The organism is Lachnoclostridium phocaeense (genome assembly GCF_959599685.1).
Classification (GTDB): Bacteria; Bacillota; Clostridia; order Lachnospirales; family Lachnospiraceae; genus Claveliimonas; species Claveliimonas monacensis.
In genome coordinates, this window is record NZ_CAUGIN010000007.1 from 40344 (window position 1) to 56306 (window position 15963).

Annotated in this window: 15 protein-coding genes; 13 read left to right on the forward strand and 2 right to left on the reverse strand. The window is 52.6% G+C overall.

Going from position 1 to position 15963, the window contains the following annotated elements; translation table 11 throughout:
* Positions 1-45: 45 nt before the first annotated feature.
* From Q5911_RS04690 to Q5911_RS04700, 3 genes are all read left to right on the forward strand, one after another.
* Positions 46-1326 carry an adenylosuccinate synthase gene (locus tag Q5911_RS04690; protein WP_076777200.1) on the forward strand — a complete coding sequence of 427 codons (1281 nt, stop codon included), beginning with the start codon at positions 46-48 and terminating at the stop codon, positions 1324-1326.
* A gap of 203 nt (positions 1327-1529) precedes the next feature.
* Positions 1530-3059, forward strand: coding sequence for a sodium:solute symporter family protein (locus tag Q5911_RS04695; protein ID WP_303181362.1), 1530 nt, complete (start codon positions 1530-1532; stop codon positions 3057-3059).
* 181 nt (positions 3060-3240) lie between these two features.
* Entirely contained in the window at positions 3241-3396 is a 156-nt protein-coding gene (locus Q5911_RS04700) for a hypothetical protein (protein WP_173829252.1), read from the forward strand.
* Here the strand turns inward: Q5911_RS04700 and Q5911_RS04705 are convergent.
* Complete coding sequence (locus Q5911_RS04705; RefSeq protein WP_076777202.1) at positions 3387-3665, reverse strand: hypothetical protein; 279 nt, start codon at positions 3663-3665, stop codon at positions 3387-3389. The two genes, Q5911_RS04700 and Q5911_RS04705, sit on opposite strands and share 10 nt — an antisense overlap.
* A 162-nt stretch (positions 3666-3827) precedes the next feature.
* Between Q5911_RS04705 and Q5911_RS04710 the strand changes: the two genes are divergently transcribed.
* The 7 genes from Q5911_RS04710 (at position 3828) to metA (ending at position 9240) form a co-directional block, all read left to right on the forward strand.
* Complete coding sequence (locus Q5911_RS04710) at positions 3828-4331, forward strand: SEC-C metal-binding domain-containing protein (RefSeq protein ID WP_076777203.1); 504 nt, start codon at positions 3828-3830, stop codon at positions 4329-4331.
* A gap of 1 nt (position 4332) precedes the next feature.
* Positions 4333-5046 carry a YdcF family protein gene (locus Q5911_RS04715; protein WP_303181370.1) on the forward strand — a complete coding sequence of 238 codons (714 nt, stop codon included), beginning with the start codon at positions 4333-4335 and terminating at the stop codon, positions 5044-5046.
* Between the two features lie 9 nt (positions 5047-5055).
* Positions 5056-5922, forward strand: a complete 867-nt coding sequence (locus Q5911_RS04720) for an aldo/keto reductase (protein WP_331591760.1) — start codon at positions 5056-5058, stop codon at positions 5920-5922.
* Positions 5922-6350: an acyl-CoA thioesterase gene (locus Q5911_RS04725; RefSeq protein WP_076777205.1), complete on the forward strand. Its 429-nt coding sequence runs from the start codon at positions 5922-5924 to the stop codon at positions 6348-6350. Before Q5911_RS04720 ends, Q5911_RS04725 begins: the two co-directional genes overlap by 1 nt.
* Positions 6351-6417: 67 nt before the next feature.
* The gene (locus tag Q5911_RS04730) at positions 6418-6786 is read left to right on the forward strand and encodes a DUF1540 domain-containing protein (RefSeq protein ID WP_226395213.1); all 369 of its coding nucleotides are present in this window, start codon (positions 6418-6420) and stop codon (positions 6784-6786) included.
* A 165-nt stretch (positions 6787-6951) separates the two neighbouring features.
* On the forward strand, positions 6952-8292 hold the full coding sequence (locus Q5911_RS04735) for an AI-2E family transporter (protein ID WP_331591762.1): 1341 nt from the start codon (positions 6952-6954) through the stop codon (positions 8290-8292).
* A gap of 27 nt (positions 8293-8319) precedes the next feature.
* Positions 8320-9240, forward strand: coding sequence for a homoserine O-acetyltransferase MetA (gene metA, locus Q5911_RS04740; RefSeq protein WP_303181375.1), 921 nt, complete (start codon positions 8320-8322; stop codon positions 9238-9240).
* A 103-nt stretch (positions 9241-9343) separates the two neighbouring features.
* Here the strand turns inward: metA and Q5911_RS04745 are convergent, their stop codons facing one another.
* Positions 9344-10444, reverse strand: coding sequence for a pyridoxal phosphate-dependent aminotransferase (locus Q5911_RS04745; RefSeq protein WP_303181377.1), 1101 nt, complete (start codon positions 10442-10444; stop codon positions 9344-9346).
* Between the two features lie 129 nt (positions 10445-10573).
* On the opposite strand from Q5911_RS04745, the gene Q5911_RS04750 reads away from it, so the two are divergent.
* From Q5911_RS04750 to Q5911_RS04760, 3 genes are read left to right on the forward strand one after another with little or no spacing between them, the layout of a single operon-like run.
* Complete coding sequence (locus Q5911_RS04750; protein WP_303181378.1) at positions 10574-13867, forward strand: DUF5717 family protein; 3294 nt, start codon at positions 10574-10576, stop codon at positions 13865-13867.
* A 14-nt stretch (positions 13868-13881) separates the two neighbouring features.
* Complete coding sequence (locus Q5911_RS04755; protein ID WP_303181380.1) at positions 13882-15165, forward strand: DUF5716 family protein; 1284 nt, start codon at positions 13882-13884, stop codon at positions 15163-15165.
* Positions 15140-15907, forward strand: a complete 768-nt coding sequence (locus Q5911_RS04760; protein ID WP_303181381.1) for a hypothetical protein — start codon at positions 15140-15142, stop codon at positions 15905-15907. Before Q5911_RS04755 ends, Q5911_RS04760 begins: the two co-directional genes overlap by 26 nt.
* Positions 15908-15963: the final 56 nt, after the last annotated feature.

Sequence of the window (15963 nt, forward strand, 5' to 3'; positions counted from 1 at the left end):
CTGTTTGTGAGCCAGTAATGTAAATGATACACAGGAGGAATGGATATGGTAAAAGCAGTAGTAGGTGCCAACTGGGGCGATGAAGGTAAGGGAAAGATTACCGACATGCTTGGCGAGAGCGCGGATATAATCATCCGCTTTCAGGGAGGCGCCAATGCAGGACACACCATCATAAATGACTATGGCAAATTTGCGCTGCACACACTGCCTTCCGGCGTGTTCTACAGTCACACGACAAGTATTATCGGCAACGGAGTTGCTCTGGACATTCCGCGCCTTTTCGGTGAGATCCAGTCCATCGTGGAAAAGGGAGTTCCCATGCCAAAGATCCTTGTGTCCGACAGGGCGCAGATCGTGATGTCCTACCACAAAAATTTTGATGCGTACGAGGAGGAGAGGCTGGGCGGAAAATCCTTCGGATCCACAAAGTCCGGGATCGCTCCTTTCTACTCAGACAAATATGCCAAGATCGGCTTCCAGGTAAGTGAGCTTTTCGATGACGAGCTGCTGAAAGAGAAGACGGTCCGCGTTGCAGAGCAGAAAAACGTACTGCTGGAACATCTGTACCATAAGCCATTGATCGATCCTGCTGACCTTTATAAAGAACTGAAAGAATACAAAGAGATGATCGAACCCTATGTGTGTGATGTGTCTCTCTTCCTTTACAATGCGCTGAAGGAAGGAAAGGAGATCCTTCTCGAGGGACAGCTTGGCTCCCTGAAGGATCCGGATCACGGTATCTACCCCATGGTCACATCATCCTCCACACTGGCAGGATACGGCGCCATCGGAGCCGGCATCCCGCCCTATGAGATCAAGCAGGTCATCACTGTCTGCAAGGCCTACTCCAGCGCAGTGGGAGCCGGCGCTTTTGTCAGCGAGATCTTCGGCGAGGAGGCAGATGAGCTGAGAAGACGCGGAGGAGACGGCGGAGAGTTCGGCGCCACGACAGGACGTCCGAGGCGTATGGGATGGTTTGACTGTGTTGCTTCCAGGTACGGCTGCAGGCTGCAGGGAACCACAGACGTGGCGTTCACAGTGCTGGATGTGCTGGGATATCTGGATGAGATCCCTGTCTGCGTAGGTTACGAGATCGATGGAAAAGTGACAAAAGACTTCCCCACCACACATCTTCTGGAGAAAGCAAAACCGGTTCTTGAGACGCTGCCGGGATGGAAATGCGATATCCGGGGCATCAAGAAGTACGAGGATCTCCCGGAGAACTGCCGGAATTACATCGAGTTTATCGAGAAGGAGATCGGCTATCCGATTACTATGATCTCCAACGGACCGGGAAGAAAAGATATTATCTACAGAAATAAATAGCAGGTTCGCGAAGGAGCAGCCTCAAAAAGATGTTATGTTTTGCCCCCACAGGTCAATGCCTGTGGGGCTTTTTTACTTATTTTGCAGTTGACAGGGCGCGCTGCACTGTGGTATTCTTTTAGAGAAATGATTTAGTGCTTTAAAGCGTTACGGTTTAAAGTGGTGTAGAAAAAAGGAAGTGCAGAGAAAAGGAGGAAACAAAAATGATCATCAAGCTTACGATCCTGCTGTTGTTTTTTGTGGTAATGGTGGCAGTGGGGATCTATGCCAGAAGACATGCAGGCAGTGTGGACGGATTTGTGCTGGGAGGGCGGTCAGTGGGACCGTGGCTGACAGCTTTCGCCTACGGAACCTCCTATTTCTCAGCAGTCGTGTTTGTGGGGTATGCCGGACAGTTCGGGTGGAAATACGGCCTCGCCTCCACCTGGATCGGGATAGGAAACGCGGTCATTGGCAGCCTTCTCGCCTGGGTCATCCTGGGGAGGCGGACACGGGTCATGAGCCAGCACCTTGGCTCCAGGACCATGCCGGACTTTTTCGGGGAGAGATACGGGAGCCGGGGACTGAAGATTGCGGCGTCCGCCATTGTATTTATCTTTCTTGTACCTTACACGGCGTCCATCTACAACGGGCTTTCCAGGCTTTTCGGGATGGCTTTCAACATTCCCTACCATTGGTGCGTTATCCTCATGGCAGTGATCACAGCCGTGTACGTCATCCTGGGAGGCTACATGGCCACAGCCATCAATGACTTTATACAGGGAATCATCATGTTGGCCGGCATTGTGGCAGTCATTGCGGCAGTGCTGGCAGGACAGGGAGGTTTCATGGAGGCAGTGGGAAAGATGGCCCAGATTCCAAGTGACGTGGAAGTGACGATGGGGCAGCCCGGCGCCTTCACCTCCTTCTTTGGACCGGACCCGCTGAATCTGCTGGGTGTGGTGATCCTGACTTCCCTGGGGACGTGGGGACTGCCCCAGATGATCCACAAGTTCTACACCATCCGGGATGAGAAGTCCATTCAGACCGGCACCATTATCTCCACAGTGTTCGCCATCATCGTGTCCGGCGGATGCTACTTCCTGGGAGGCTTTGGGAGGCTCTTTGATTCGCCGGAGATCTACGGGACAGACGGATCGGTTGTGTACGACAGTATTATCCCCTTTATGCTGTCAGGGCTTCCGGACATTCTGGTGGGCATTGTGGTGATCCTTGTGCTGTCCGCGTCCATGTCTACCCTGTCTTCCCTGGTTCTTACGTCCAGCTCCACGCTGACGTTGGATTTCCTGAAGGATACGGTGATGAAGAAGATGAGCGAGAGAGGGCAGATCATAGTCATGCAGCTTCTGATCGTGTTCTTTATCCTCCTGTCTGTTGTGCTGGCTCTGGATCCCCCGGCCTTTATCGCACAGCTCATGGGAATTTCCTGGGGCGCTCTGGCAGGTGCGTTCCTGGCGCCCTTCCTGTATGGCCTGTACTGGAAGCGGACGACAAGGATGTCTGTGTGGGCCAGTTTTGCGGCAGGGATAGGCATTACTGTGTCCAACATGCTCATAGGATATATTGACTCGCCTATCAATGCAGGTGCGCTGGCGATGGTGGCAGGCATGATCATTGTGCCGGTGGTAAGCCTTTTGACACCCAAGCCCTCCGGAGAACATATTGACAGGATCTTTGCCTGCTATGACGAGACGGTTGTTATAAAGAAAAAGCATTCTCTCGAGGAGGAGTGACAATATTTTTTTAAGAAATTCCTTACTTTTATTTTAGCTTCTCTCCATACAGAAGACACATTTGTGAAGTATAGTAACAGCATAGCAGAAAAAGTCATAAAAACAGAAAACCGGCAATATAATAATAAAGCCGGGAAATCGGAGTATGGAGTATAAATAAATAGAAGTGGAGGTATGCAGCATGAGAAACAGCGAGAGAAAAGACATCAGCCAGGAAGCAATTTCCATGGAAGAGTACTTAAATAAGAGACAGAAGATAAAAGAGGCGCAGCAGAGTAGAAAAGGTCAGGTAAAAGAAAAAAGCCCGGCCTGGATGTGGGCCGGACTTTACGTCTGATCACTGCCGGGATCTTCTTCCCCTGCCAGATCCGTCATATCTTCACAGGCGCTCTCCTCGCCGGAGGCCGGGCGGCTGTTCTGGATGTTCCTGTACACGAGTGTGTAGGCGTACAGAAGGACAGGGATGATAAAGGTACATGCAATGGAGGCTTTCAGAAGACCCATTGTCTGTGAATGGTCAGTGATGGCGAAGAAGAGCGTGCTGCCGTACATGGCGAGGAGAAGAACAGCCCCGCAGGCTGCCAGGATCCGCCTGATCTTTTCCATATGAGAAGACTCCTTTCAGAAACATATTGCTGTATTCCAGTATTATATAGGGAAACAGTTAAAAAATCAAATCCATCCTCTTTGAAAATCGGGGAAAATAGTATATAATAGGGCTTGCACAGAAAAAAACCTGCGCAGGCAGGAGCACAAAGGAGTATAAAAATGAGTACATTACTGGAACAGTGGCGGGCTACCGCTTACAATGAGAAGGCAGACAGAGGCCAGCTTCAGAAGTTCTGGGCTTCCTATTTCCAGATCGAGAAGGAGATCTATGAGAAACTGCTCTCCAACCCGGAGGAGGAAGTCCGCGGCACAGTCAAAGAGCTGGCAGACAGATTCGGACACAGCGTTATGACGATGGTGGGCTTTCTGGATGGCATTGACGAGAGCCTGAAGGTGCCAAACCCCATTGAGACCATGGACGAGGATACACAGGTAAACCTTGTGTACGACAAAGCCCTGTTATATAAGAACATGGTGGCCGCCAAGGCTGACTGGCTTTACAATCTTCCCCAGTGGGATGCTATTTTCACCGAGGAGGAGAGAAAGGCTCTCTACAAAGAGCAGAAGGAGTCAGGCACGATCCGCAAGCCGAAGAAGATCGGGCGCAATGATCCCTGCCCCTGCGGAAGCGGAAAGAAATACAAACACTGCTGCGGAAGATAAGATGATACTGGCAGCAGCGGTTTTCTGTCTGGCATATTATCTGATCATCTGTATGGCGATGGGAAAGTGGAAATCTACCTTTGCCTGGTTCTGGCCAGGGGCCGGGGCCGTGTGTCTTCTGGGACATGCGGCCGCCCTTGCGGGGCCTTCCTGGCTGGAACTGGCAGTGGAGAGTTCTTTTTCCATTGCCCTTTTTGTATTTGCGGTGGTGGAGATGCGGATCCTTCTGGGGATGCGCCCGGATCGGGAGGCAGACTGTCCCTTTATCATCGTCCTCGGGGCCCATATCCAGGGAACGAAAGTGGCAGGCTCCCTGAGCCGCCGCCTGGAGGCGGCGGTCACTTATCTGGAGTCTCATCCAGGTACGGCGGTGATCGTGTCCGGCGGCATGGGAAAAGGGGAGGCGATCACCGAGGCGGGGGCGATGGAGGCGTATCTGCGGGCAAAAGGGATCAGCCCGGAGCGGATCCTAAAGGAGGACCGTTCTACGTCCACCAGGGAGAACTTTGCCTTCTCCAGCGCCTTCATACCGGACAAGACAGAGCCGGTTGGAGTTGTGACCAACAACTTCCACATGTACAGGGCCAAGGAGTATGCCAGGAGAACAGGTTATAAAAATCCCCGGGCCATCCCGGCTTCCAGCAGCGCAGTACTGTTCCTTAACTATGCGGTAAGAGAGTTCTTTGCGGTCTGGAAGATGTGGATTTTCAGATAAAGGAGAGAAATGATGAAGAATATGTACGACTGCTACACGTTAAACAACGGAGTGAAAAATCCCTGCCTTGGCTACGGCACCTACAAGGCGGCGGACGGTAAGAGCGCGGATATAATAGAAATGGCCATTGAAGCCGGGTACCGGTATTTTGACACGGCCTCCTTCTACGGAACGGAGGAGTACCTGGCGGAGGCCGTGCGGCGAAGCGGCATTCCCAGGGAGGAGCTTTTTATCACCTCAAAGGCGTGGAAGACCCAGATGGGATATGAGAATGTTAAAAAAGCCTTCCGGCAGTCTCTGGAGATGCTGGAGACAGATTACCTGGATCTCTATCTGATCCACTGGCCCCTGCCTGAGGAAGGATACGAGGACTGGAAACAGCTGGACAAAGAGACATGGAAGGGGCTGGAGGAACTGTACGAGGAGGGAAAGGTCAGAGCCATCGGCGTGAGCAACTTCCTTCCCCACCACATTGAGAACCTGCTGGAGGACTGCCGTGTCCGTCCGGCGGTGGACCAGATCGAGTTCCACCCCGGCTACACCCAGGAGATGACGGTCCGGTACTGTCAGGAAAAGGGAATCCTGGTACAGGCCTGGAGCCCCATTGGAAGGAGAGCCCTCCTGGACAATGAGATGCTGCAGGAGATGGCGGGCCGCTACGGCGTCTCTGTGGCGCAGCTGTGTATCCGCTATTCCATCCAGAGGGGCGTCGTGCCCCTGCCTAAGTCCTCCGCCATGGAGAGGATGAAGCAGAATCAGGATGTGTTCGGGTTTGAGATAGAAGAGGAGGATATGTACAGGCTGGGAACCATGCCCCAGACCGGCTGGTCGGGGCAGCATCCGGACACCGGATCCATAAGAGGGAGTGAGAGATAATGAGAGAGATACAGAAATACATACATAAAGTGCAGTACTATGAGACGGATCAGATGAGAGTCGTTCATCACTCCAACTATATCCGGTGGTTTGAAGAGGCCAGGGTCGACCTTATGGAGCAGATGGGCATGGGGTATGACCGGATGGAGGAGCTGGGGATAGCCAGCCCCGTCCTGGGCGTAGAGGCGGACTATCTGCGTATGGTCCGCTTTGGGGACACCGTGTCCATCCGAACCAGGATGAAGGAGTACAACGGCATCAAGCTGACTCTGGAGTATGAGGTGACAGATGAGAACACCGGCATGGTCCACTGCCGGGGGCTGACAAAGCATTGTTTTTTAAATGAAAAGGGGCGCCCTGTATCCTTGAAGAAAGACTATCCCGATATCCATGCGCTCTTTGTGGGAGTCATGGGACAGGAGAAGTAAAAGCCAGAATATTTTTCAAAAAAGTGCAGATACTATTTCCGATAAACGGATAAAGGAGGTAGTATCAATGCCAGAATTGAAGTGCACAGTGCAGACTTGCATGCACAACCAGAATTACTACTGTACCCTGGACAAGATCCAGGTGGGAGGAAACTCTGCAAAAAGAGCGGACGAGACCTGCTGTGACAGTTTCCAGGAGAGAGGAAACGCCCAGACGAATGCATCCGGCAGCTCCTACAGCAATTCCTACAGCGGAGCATCCGGCATGGGAATGACTGACAGCGCGGCAAGCGCTTCAGCCTGCAGCTGTGTGGACTGCCAGGCCGTTCAGTGCAAGTACAACGACAACTGCCAGTGCCATGCCGGAAAGATCAGCGTGGAGGGCGGAAATGCCAGTCAGAGCAGTCAGACAGAGTGCGCCACATTTACCTGCTGAGACGAATAAGATCAGTGCGGATAGAAGACGACGCGCACAGGATAACAGAACAGGAAAGAGAGAGGAAGGACAGCATACAGCAATGTCCTTCCTTTCTTCGTTGCTTTTTCAGAAGGGCATTGATATAATGATTTATATGCGCAGAATGGAAAAGGAATGATGGATATGACAGAGAAGGAGACAGAAAGAGAGAACAAGGACAGGGCAAGGAGCGGCAGGGGGACATCCTGGATCCGGCAGCAGTTCGGCAGGGGAATTACCTATTTCCTCGTGGTGGCAGCCGGCATCATGTTTTATTTTGCGCTGCTCCGGGCCACCAATCTGACGGATGTGATGTGGACAGTAGTAGATGTGCTGAAGCCGATCCTGTACGGGCTCGTCATCGCCTACCTGCTGAATCCTATTGTAAAGCAGGTGGACCGCCATCTCGTCCCCGCACTGAAGAGGAAAATGAAAAATGACGAGAAGGCGGAGAAGTTCTCACGGGCAGCCGGCATCGCCCTGGCGGTGGTGTTCCTGCTCTTTCTGATCGCGGCCCTGTTTAATATGCTGATACCGGAGCTGTACAAGAGTATCCGGGACCTGATCATGACCCTGCCGGGGCAGCTGAACGGCCTGGGAAAACAGCTGAACCGGATCTACGCTGATGATTCAGCCATCGGGGATATCATAAAGAGGGCACTCAGTGAAGGAACAGACATGCTGCAGAACTGGCTGCGCACAGACCTTCTGGCCCGGATCAACGACCTGATGGCCAGCCTGACAGAGGGAGTGATCAGCTTCCTCAGCGAAGTCTTTAACGTGCTGATCGGCATCATCGTCTCGGTGTATGTGCTGTTCAGCAAAGAGAAATTTGTGTCCCAGACAAAGAAGACCGTCTACGCGGCATTTTCCAGCAGGAACGCCAACGCTATCCTTCACCTGACAAGAAAGAGCAACGAGATCTTCGGAGGGTTTATCATCGGGAAGATCATCGACTCCGCCATCATCGGAGTGCTGTGCTTTATCGGCATTTCCATACTCAAGATGCCGTATGTGGTGCTGGTCAGCGTGATCGTGGGCGTGACCAATGTGATCCCGTTTTTCGGCCCCTACATAGGAGCGATCCCATCTGCCCTCCTGATCATGCTCGCAGATCCGCTGAAGGGTGTGTATTTTATTATCTTTATCTTTCTTCTGCAGCAGCTGGACGGCAATTTCATTGGACCTAAGATCCTTGGAAACAGCACAGGGCTTTCCGCTTTCTGGGTTATTTTCTCCATCCTTCTGGGAGGTGGACTGTTCGGATTCCCGGGAATGCTCATGGGTGTGCCCACCTTTGCAGTGATCTACTATATCATCCAGAGTATTGTCAACAGGCGGCTGGAGAAAAAAGATCTCCCTGTTCAGTCTGACTATTATGATGAGCTGAGCTATGTGGACGATGAAGGCACCTATATACACAGAGACAAGGCTCCCCGGGACGACGGGGAAGCAGAAGAGAAGACAGGCCCAGACAAACCATAGCAGATAAAAGTTAAAGGAGAAGAGACTATGCCAATTCGAGTACAGAATGACCTGCCAGCAAAAGAGATATTGGAGCAGGAGAATATATTTGTGATGGACGATCACCGTGCCACCCACCAGGATATCAGGCCCATCCGCATCGGGCTTCTGAATCTGATGCCGCTCAAGGAGGACACAGAGCTTCAGATCCTGCGGTCCTTGTCCAACACACCTCTGCAGATAGACGTGGTGTTCATCAACGTGTCCAGCCACGAGTCCAAGAACACCTCCACCAGCCATCTGAATAAATTCTATCTGCCCTTTAATGAGGTAAAGGACCAGAAATTTGACGGATTTATCATTACCGGCGCCCCGGTGGAGCAGATGCCCTTTGAGGAAGTGGACTACTGGGAGGAACTGACCCAGATCATGGAGTGGACGAAGACCAATGTGACCTCCACCCTTCACCTGTGCTGGGGAGCCCAGGCAGCCCTCTACTACCACTACGGGATCAACAAAGTGCCTCTGGAGAAAAAGCTGTTCGGCGTCTTCAACCACAAAGTGCTGAATCGGAAGATCCCCCTGGTGAGAGGGTTTGACGATGTCTTTCTGGCGCCTCACTCCAGGCACACAGATGTACCGGCGGAGAAGATCCGGCAGGACGGAAGGATCACCATCCTGGCAGAGTCCAAAAAGGCAGGTGCCTTCCTCTCCATGGCCCAGGATGGCCGGCAGATCTTTGTCATGGGGCATCCGGAGTACGACAGGGTTACGCTGGACGGGGAGTACAAGAGGGATCTTGCCAAGGGACTGCCCATTGAGATCCCGGAGAACTATTACCCGGACAATGATCCCCAGAACAGGCCGCTTCTGACATGGAGGGCCCACGGGAACAATCTGTACACAAACTGGCTGAATTACTACGTGTACCAGGTGACGCCCTACAATATGATCGGGACACCCTTCTAAAAGACCGGATTTTCGAGGATGTAAAAGGATAAATATTAAAAATATACGGGGCCGGACAGCGGTAAAAAGCTGTCCGGCCCCGTTCTATATCGTCCGGTGTCCGTCAGGCAAGCAGCTCTGCCAGGCACTTCATCAGCCGGTCATTGTCCTTTGGCAGCATGACGCAGAAGCGGATGTATTCTCCTGGCAGGCTCTCGAAGGAGGAGCAGTCCCGGATCATCATGCCCTGACGGATGGCCGCCTCGAAGACCTGGAAGGAGGAGAGTCCCTCTTTCAGGATCCGCACCAGGATAAAGTTGGCGTAGGGGGCGTAGACCCGGGCATGGCGGAAACCGGAGAGGATCTCAGTCAGGCGGGTGCGCTCAGAGTCTATGAGCTGCCAGGTCTTCTCAATGTAGCCGGTATCCCGCAGCATCAGCTCTCCCGCCAGAGCAGCAATGCTGCTGACGCTCCATGGGTTCTGGTGGATCTTGAGTGACGCGAGAAAGTCCTGGTTTCCAGTGACCCCGTAGCCCAGGCGAAGCCCCGGAGCCGCAAAGAACTTGGACACGCCCCGGATGACCATGAGATTGTCAAAGCGAAGAGTCAGAGGGATGGCCGTGACCAGGCGCGGATCCGGGGCGAACTCGGCGTAAGTCTCATCCACCATGACGAAGATGTCCCGCTCCCGGCAGGCGCTGACAAGAGATGTGAGATCGTCCCGGCTGATGGCGGAGGAGGTGGGATTGTTGGGGTTGCACAGGATGACAAGATCTGTGTCTTCCGGGAGAAAGCGCAGCAGATCCGCGGTGTCCAGTAAAAAACCGCCCTCTTCTTTCAGATTGTAGGCGGTGACCTGCCCGCCTGTCAGGGCCAGTTCCCGCTGGTATTCTGAGTAGGTGGGGCCGATGACCACGGCATGGCGGGCCCGGCGCTGGCTGATGAGCAGAGAGATCAGCTCTGTGGAGCCGTTTCCCACGGCGACAAAGGAGGCGGGGATCTGACAGTAGTCAGAGATGGCGGCCTTCAGGGAAACATAGTCCCGGTCAGGATAGCGGCTGATGACATCCAGATTTTCTGCCAGAGCTTTTTTGACAGAGGGGGACAGCCCCAGAGGATTGACATTGGCTCCAAAGCTTATGATGTCCTCCTTTTTGATATGGTAATATGCCTCGATCTGTTCCAGATCACTGCCGTGGAAGGCGGGGCGGTTCGTGTTTTTCATACGTATTCCTCCATGTTTCTCGTATATTCTTCTACATTTTCAGATTACGGCATTGCTATTATGATTGCAGTAATGATATAATCTATTATAGTATGTCTAATAAAAGCGATGCAAGAAGAGGTGGAAGGCTTGAAGAATAAAATTAAAAAATTTTCAAAAGGGGACTTTCAGACAGCAGGCCCGGAGATCGTGTTCGACGAGACCTGCCTGATCCTTACCATCGGTGAGGGGGAAGTGTACCGTGGAAGTTTTACGATCAGAAGCCAGACAGACGGGGCGATCCGGGGGATCGTATATCCGTCTTCTTTTCGTATGCGCTGTGTGGAACAGGGCTTTGAAGGAAACCCTGTCACGGTGAAGTTTGAGTACGATGGAAGAAATCTGCGTCCCGGTCATGTGGAGCAGGGAAAGTTTTCTGTCGTCTGCAACGGAGGCGAGTACGAGGTGGCTTTCACGGCTATCATCGAGAAGCCCTATGTTATGACAACTTACGGGAAAGTCCAGAGCACGGATGATTTCAAGCGACTTGCCATCAAAGATTTCTCTGAGGCACAGAGGCTGTTCCGCTCCCGGGAGTTCTACGAGGTGCTCAAATACGAAAATCCCAGGACCTTCCATCTCTATGACAATATGCGCAAGTGGGCCCTGGATGAGCAGGCTATGGAGGAGTTCCTTGTGGGGATCAAGCAGAAAGAGTGCATCTTCCTCACCCTGCAGGGAGAGGGTATGCTCTTTGAGGACCTGAAGGAAGCCACCAAGGGAAGCTTCACTGTCATCAAGAACACCTGGGGCTTTATGCCCGTGCACATCCAGACAGAGGGCGGATTTATCACAGTTCCCAGACCGGAGATCACCACGGATGATTTTGTGGGAAATGTGTATGAGCTGGAGTTTGTGGTGAACACGGACCACCTCCACGCAGGGCGGAATTTTGGCAAGATCTATCTTGTCACCCCCTATGAGACCCTCTCCTACGATGTGGAAGTGTTTCAGAATGGAAATTATGATGAGAACCGCCGTGAGATCGAGTTCCTGGCGGCCCAGATCCTGAAAGAATACATCGCCTGTGAGGCGGGGCGGATCGATCTGAACACCTGGACAAACAGTGCTGTGGAGAAGTCAAAGAGGATGCGCCAGTATGCGCCTCTGGATGACGGGCTGCAGCTTTTTCAGGCCCATGTCTATATAAGAGGGGAGAGGATCGAGGAGGCAAAGTGGATACTGGAGAACTATAATTACAACCGTTTTGCCATCGGCAAAGACCCTGTCACTAATGCTTACTACCTGTACCTGACAGCCCTCATAAGGAAGAACGGAAGCCATGTGGAGAGAGTGCTGGACGAGATCGGGAAGACTTACCTCCGTCATCAGGATTCCAGTGAGCTGCTTCTCATGCTCCTGACGCTGGACCCCCAGTATCGGGATGCCTACCGCAGGCTCCGGGTTCTGGAACAGCAGTTTTACGGGTATGAGACGAACCAGGTGCTCTTTTATCAGATTGCCTACCAGTGCTTTGTGGAGAGGACCAATCTCCTGAAGAAGCTGGGGAAATTTGAGCTCCACGTGCTGAATTTCGCCGTAAAATACCGGCTGCTGACAAAGGAGCTGGCTCTCTATGCGGCGAACCTTGCCAGCCAGCAGAAAAACTATGACGATCTTCTGTTCCACATACTGGAGCAGATTTACGATATGTACAAGGAACCCATGATCCTGAACACCATCTGTACCCTTCTCATCAAGGGAAATAAGATGCAGCAGAGGTATTTTGTGTGGTACCAGAGAGCGGTGGACGCGGAGCTGAAGATTGCCCAGCTCTATGAGTACTATATGGAGACCATAGAGGAGGACAGAGTCAGGGAGGCCCTGCCCAGATCCATCTTCCTGTATTTTATGCACGGGAACAATCTGGACTACAAAAAGGCGGCCCTCCTCTACGCCAATCTGATCACCTATGAGCAGTATGCAAGCGATCTGTATATCAGCTACCGGGAGCAGATGGTGGAGTTCGCCTGGGATCAGCTAGTGAAGAGGCACATCAACGAGTCCCTGAAGATCATTTACAAGCGCTTCTGCACCGAGGAGGAGATGACCGGGGAGAGGCTGGAGGCTATGCGGGATATCTGCTATGCCTATGAAGTGACGACAAAAGTCAGAGGCCTCAAGTGTGTGCTTGTCATCGAGAAGGACGGCACGATCAAGCAGAGAGTGCCCTACCGCGAGGAGGGAGCGGTCGTCTACCTGTACGACAAGGAAGCCAGGATCATCTGGGAGGGGATGGACGGACGTCATTACACGGATTCCATTGCCTTCGAGACAAGGCGGATGTTCTACGAGCCCAGATATCTGGAAATGTGCAAAAAGTACATGTCCCACATGAACAGCTGGGGCGGCGACGGCGCCAAAGAGGAAGTGACATTCGACAATCTTCATATAAAGGATATCGATGATTTCGACGAGAAGGAAGTGTTCCAGCTGTGCAGCAGGAGGATCCGGGAGGACAACTACGAGGAGGATGACTTCCTGCTCTACCTGTGTTTTGAGATGTTCAAGCGGCAGCAGTACGACAGGGTGACACTGACCTATCTGTCTAACTTCTGCTGCGGCGCCACAAAGGATATGAAGCAGCTGTGGAAGACGGCCAAAGAATATGGCGTCCAGACCGGGAAGCTGGGAGAGAGGATCATCACCCAGATGCTGTTCTCGGAAGATATGTTTGACGAAGAGGAGATCTTTATCGAGTACTATCTGGGAGGAAACGCTTACTTCCGGCTGAAGCAGGCTTATCTGGCCTACGTCTCCAGAGAGTACATGGTGAGAGGGCGCAGGACGGGCCATACCATTTTTGAGATCATTGTCAACGAGCGCCGCCAGGAGGAGGATCTGGCAGATATATGCAAGATCGCCCTGCTGCGGTATTACTCGGACAGGGAGTACGGCCACGAGGTGGAGGAAGTGCTCCACGGCGTGCTGGGAGAGCTCTGCGAGAAGCAGATCATCTTCCCCTTCTACCTGAAATACCCGGAGAGCTGGCTGCGCGAGGCGCAGCTCTACGACAGGACGATGGTGGAATACCGGGCCTCCAGAGGAGGAAAGGTGCGCATTGTATATAAGATGCGCCAGGACGGAGTGGATGATCTGGGATACCAGAGCGAGAGCCTGACTCCCATGTATGAAAACATTTACGTGAAAGATTTTATTCTCTATAAGGGAGACCTGGTGCGCTACTACTTCCAGGAGTCCCAGGGGAAGAAGACAGCCAGCCAGGAGGAACATGTGCTGGAACAGACAAGGGATGTGCCTCCCATCGGCCGGTATGGCAGGCTGAACGCCATGTCATCCATGAAGCCGGAGGAGCGTGAGGCTGCCATGAGGGCCTACCAGCAGGAACTTTATCTGGCTGAGCAGATCTTTGAGAAGTATTAAGGAGGAATTTTTCTGTGAGAGGCGGAAGCATATTAGGAATTGAACTGAATGACCAGTACTGCCAGATCAGCTTTTACGATGAGGAAAAGAGTGAGCCGGAGACACTGGAGACGGCAGTGGACAATTACCAGATACCGCTGATCCTCGGATATTACAGAGAACAGTGGGTGTACGGACGAGAGGCGAAACGCCTGGCCACGGTCAATGAGGGCTGCACAGTGACAGATCTGTTTGAGCGGGCAAAACGGCAGGAGAAGGTGCGTGTGGGGGCAAAGAACCACGACGCGGTGTGGCTGCTGGCCAAATTCTTCCAGCTGGCCCTGGCCCAGTTCCGTCATATAGAGTATCTGACCTTCTCCGTCCCCTACACGGACATTGATATCAGCAAGATGCTCAAGGGCGTGGGACAGTTTGTGGGCGTGCCCAAGGAGTCTGTCTACGTGCAGGACTACAAGGAGAGTTTTTGTCACTACATGTTCTACCAGCCCAAAGAGCTGTGGCAGTACGAGGCGGCTCTCTTTTACTGCGACAGAAACGAGATCAGGGCCTACATGCTGCGGCGCCTGCGGAAACTGCGGGGCAGGGGCGACGAGCTCTTTGTGGCTGTGGATGAGGTGGCAAACGCTCATATGAAGGAGCTGGCGGCTGTCTACCCCGTGCTGAATGTAGATAAGGCGAAAGACGCGGACGAGAGATTTAAGTCTTTTATCCAGAGCGTGTTTGACAAGAAGGTGGTCTCCTCTGTCTATCTGACAGGGGAAGGGTTTGAGAACAACTGGTACCCCGCCTCCCTGAAGGTGCTCTGCAATGGCCGCAGGGCTTTCCTTGGAAACAATCTGTACAGCCGGGGAGCCTGCTATACAGCCTACAGAAAATGCAGGGATTACGAGGACAGCCCCATTTATCTGGACAATACAAAGATGACAGACCAGATCTGTCTGCGTATGCGTGTGGGCGGCAAAGAAGGCTGGTATCCCATCGTCCAGTGGGGATCTCACTGGTATGAGGCGGACGGACAGTGGGATGTGCTTCTGGAGGACACCTCTGATATTGAGATACATATTGAGTCTCTGGGGAGCGGCGAGCTCCAGGCCGAGACGGTCTCTCTTGCCGGACTTCCGGAGAGGAAGGACTATGCCCTGCGGCTCACCATAGAGGTCATGTTCCTGGATGAGTATACCTGTAAGATCAGCTTCAAGGATGCGGGCTTTGGAGAGTTTTTCCCGGCCACGGATTTCCACGTAGAAAAGACGATTCACTTAGGAGGAAGCAATGGGCAGTTTAATTCTCTGTCATAAGAAGAAGGCAAAACATCCATATGAGATATCCAGGATCCATATGCGGATCTATACCATAGAAGAGCTGTGTTATTATTTCTGCAACAACCTTTATCTTGTGGATTACACCATCATTAACCGGCAGCTCTGCGACTGGCTGGAGGAGGAGCTGGAACTGTACGATCTGGCGGATGAGCTGAGAGGTATCCTGGATCAGAACGGGCCGGTGGAGCAGTTTCTGCTGGCAGTACTGAGCCACGCCTCCATCTACTCTTCCTCGGAGATCACCCGGATCCACAATGTGCTGGAGCACTTAAAGAACCAGAACGAGGTGGAGCGGGAGAAGTACAAGGCCGACAACCTGTTCAAAGCCGGCGAGGTGGCCTCGGCTATCCTCGTATATCAGTCCATTGTAAGTAAAGAGTGGGATGATTCCGTGGGCAGGGAGTTCTACGGACAGGTGTACGGATGCCTGGGCTCGGCCTACGGCAGGCTTCTTCTCTACGAGGAGGCGGCCGCCATGTACGAGAAGGGATTCAATGTCTGCCAGGACACGAAAATGCTGAAAGCCTACCTCTACTGCTGTTACAGGTATCTGCCCCAGGAGCAGTACGTGAAGATGCTTTCCAACGAGCCGGTCTATCTGAGCATAGGGTCTGTGCTGAAAGAAGAGATCCGCAAAGCAGCCGAGAATGTGAAGGTGGACGCTTCGGATGAACAGCTTGGCAGATGGAAAAAGGAATACCAGAGAGGAAATATCTGACAGAAAGTACACTTATCTGCGGTTGACAGGCTGTGGATAAGTGTGTTATTATAACA

Excerpts from the sequence above, each read along its gene's own strand:
- Q5911_RS04690 (WP_076777200.1), top strand. The coding sequence starts at position 46 with ATGGTAAAAGCAGTAGTAGGTGCCAACTGGGGCGATGAAGGTAAGGGA.
- Q5911_RS04705 (WP_076777202.1), bottom strand. The coding sequence starts at position 3,665 with ATGGAAAAGATCAGGCGGATCCTGGCAGCCTGCGGGGCTGTTCTTCTC.
- Q5911_RS04700 (WP_173829252.1), top strand. The coding sequence starts at position 3,241 with ATGAGAAACAGCGAGAGAAAAGACATCAGCCAGGAAGCAATTTCCATG.
- Q5911_RS04710 (WP_076777203.1), top strand. The coding sequence starts at position 3,828 with ATGAGTACATTACTGGAACAGTGGCGGGCTACCGCTTACAATGAGAAG.
- Q5911_RS04745 (WP_303181377.1), bottom strand. The coding sequence starts at position 10,444 with ATGAAAAACACGAACCGCCCCGCCTTCCACGGCAGTGATCTGGAACAG.
- metA (WP_303181375.1), top strand. The coding sequence starts at position 8,320 with ATGCCAATTCGAGTACAGAATGACCTGCCAGCAAAAGAGATATTGGAG.
- Q5911_RS04725 (WP_076777205.1), top strand. The coding sequence starts at position 5,922 with ATGAGAGAGATACAGAAATACATACATAAAGTGCAGTACTATGAGACG.
- Q5911_RS04735 (WP_331591762.1), top strand. The coding sequence starts at position 6,952 with ATGACAGAGAAGGAGACAGAAAGAGAGAACAAGGACAGGGCAAGGAGC.
- Q5911_RS04730 (WP_226395213.1), top strand. The coding sequence starts at position 6,418 with ATGCCAGAATTGAAGTGCACAGTGCAGACTTGCATGCACAACCAGAAT.
- Q5911_RS04720 (WP_331591760.1), top strand. The coding sequence starts at position 5,056 with ATGATGAAGAATATGTACGACTGCTACACGTTAAACAACGGAGTGAAA.
- Q5911_RS04760 (WP_303181381.1), top strand. The coding sequence starts at position 15,140 with ATGGGCAGTTTAATTCTCTGTCATAAGAAGAAGGCAAAACATCCATAT.
- Q5911_RS04715 (WP_303181370.1), top strand. The coding sequence starts at position 4,333 with ATGATACTGGCAGCAGCGGTTTTCTGTCTGGCATATTATCTGATCATC.
- Q5911_RS04695 (WP_303181362.1), top strand. The coding sequence starts at position 1,530 with ATGATCATCAAGCTTACGATCCTGCTGTTGTTTTTTGTGGTAATGGTG.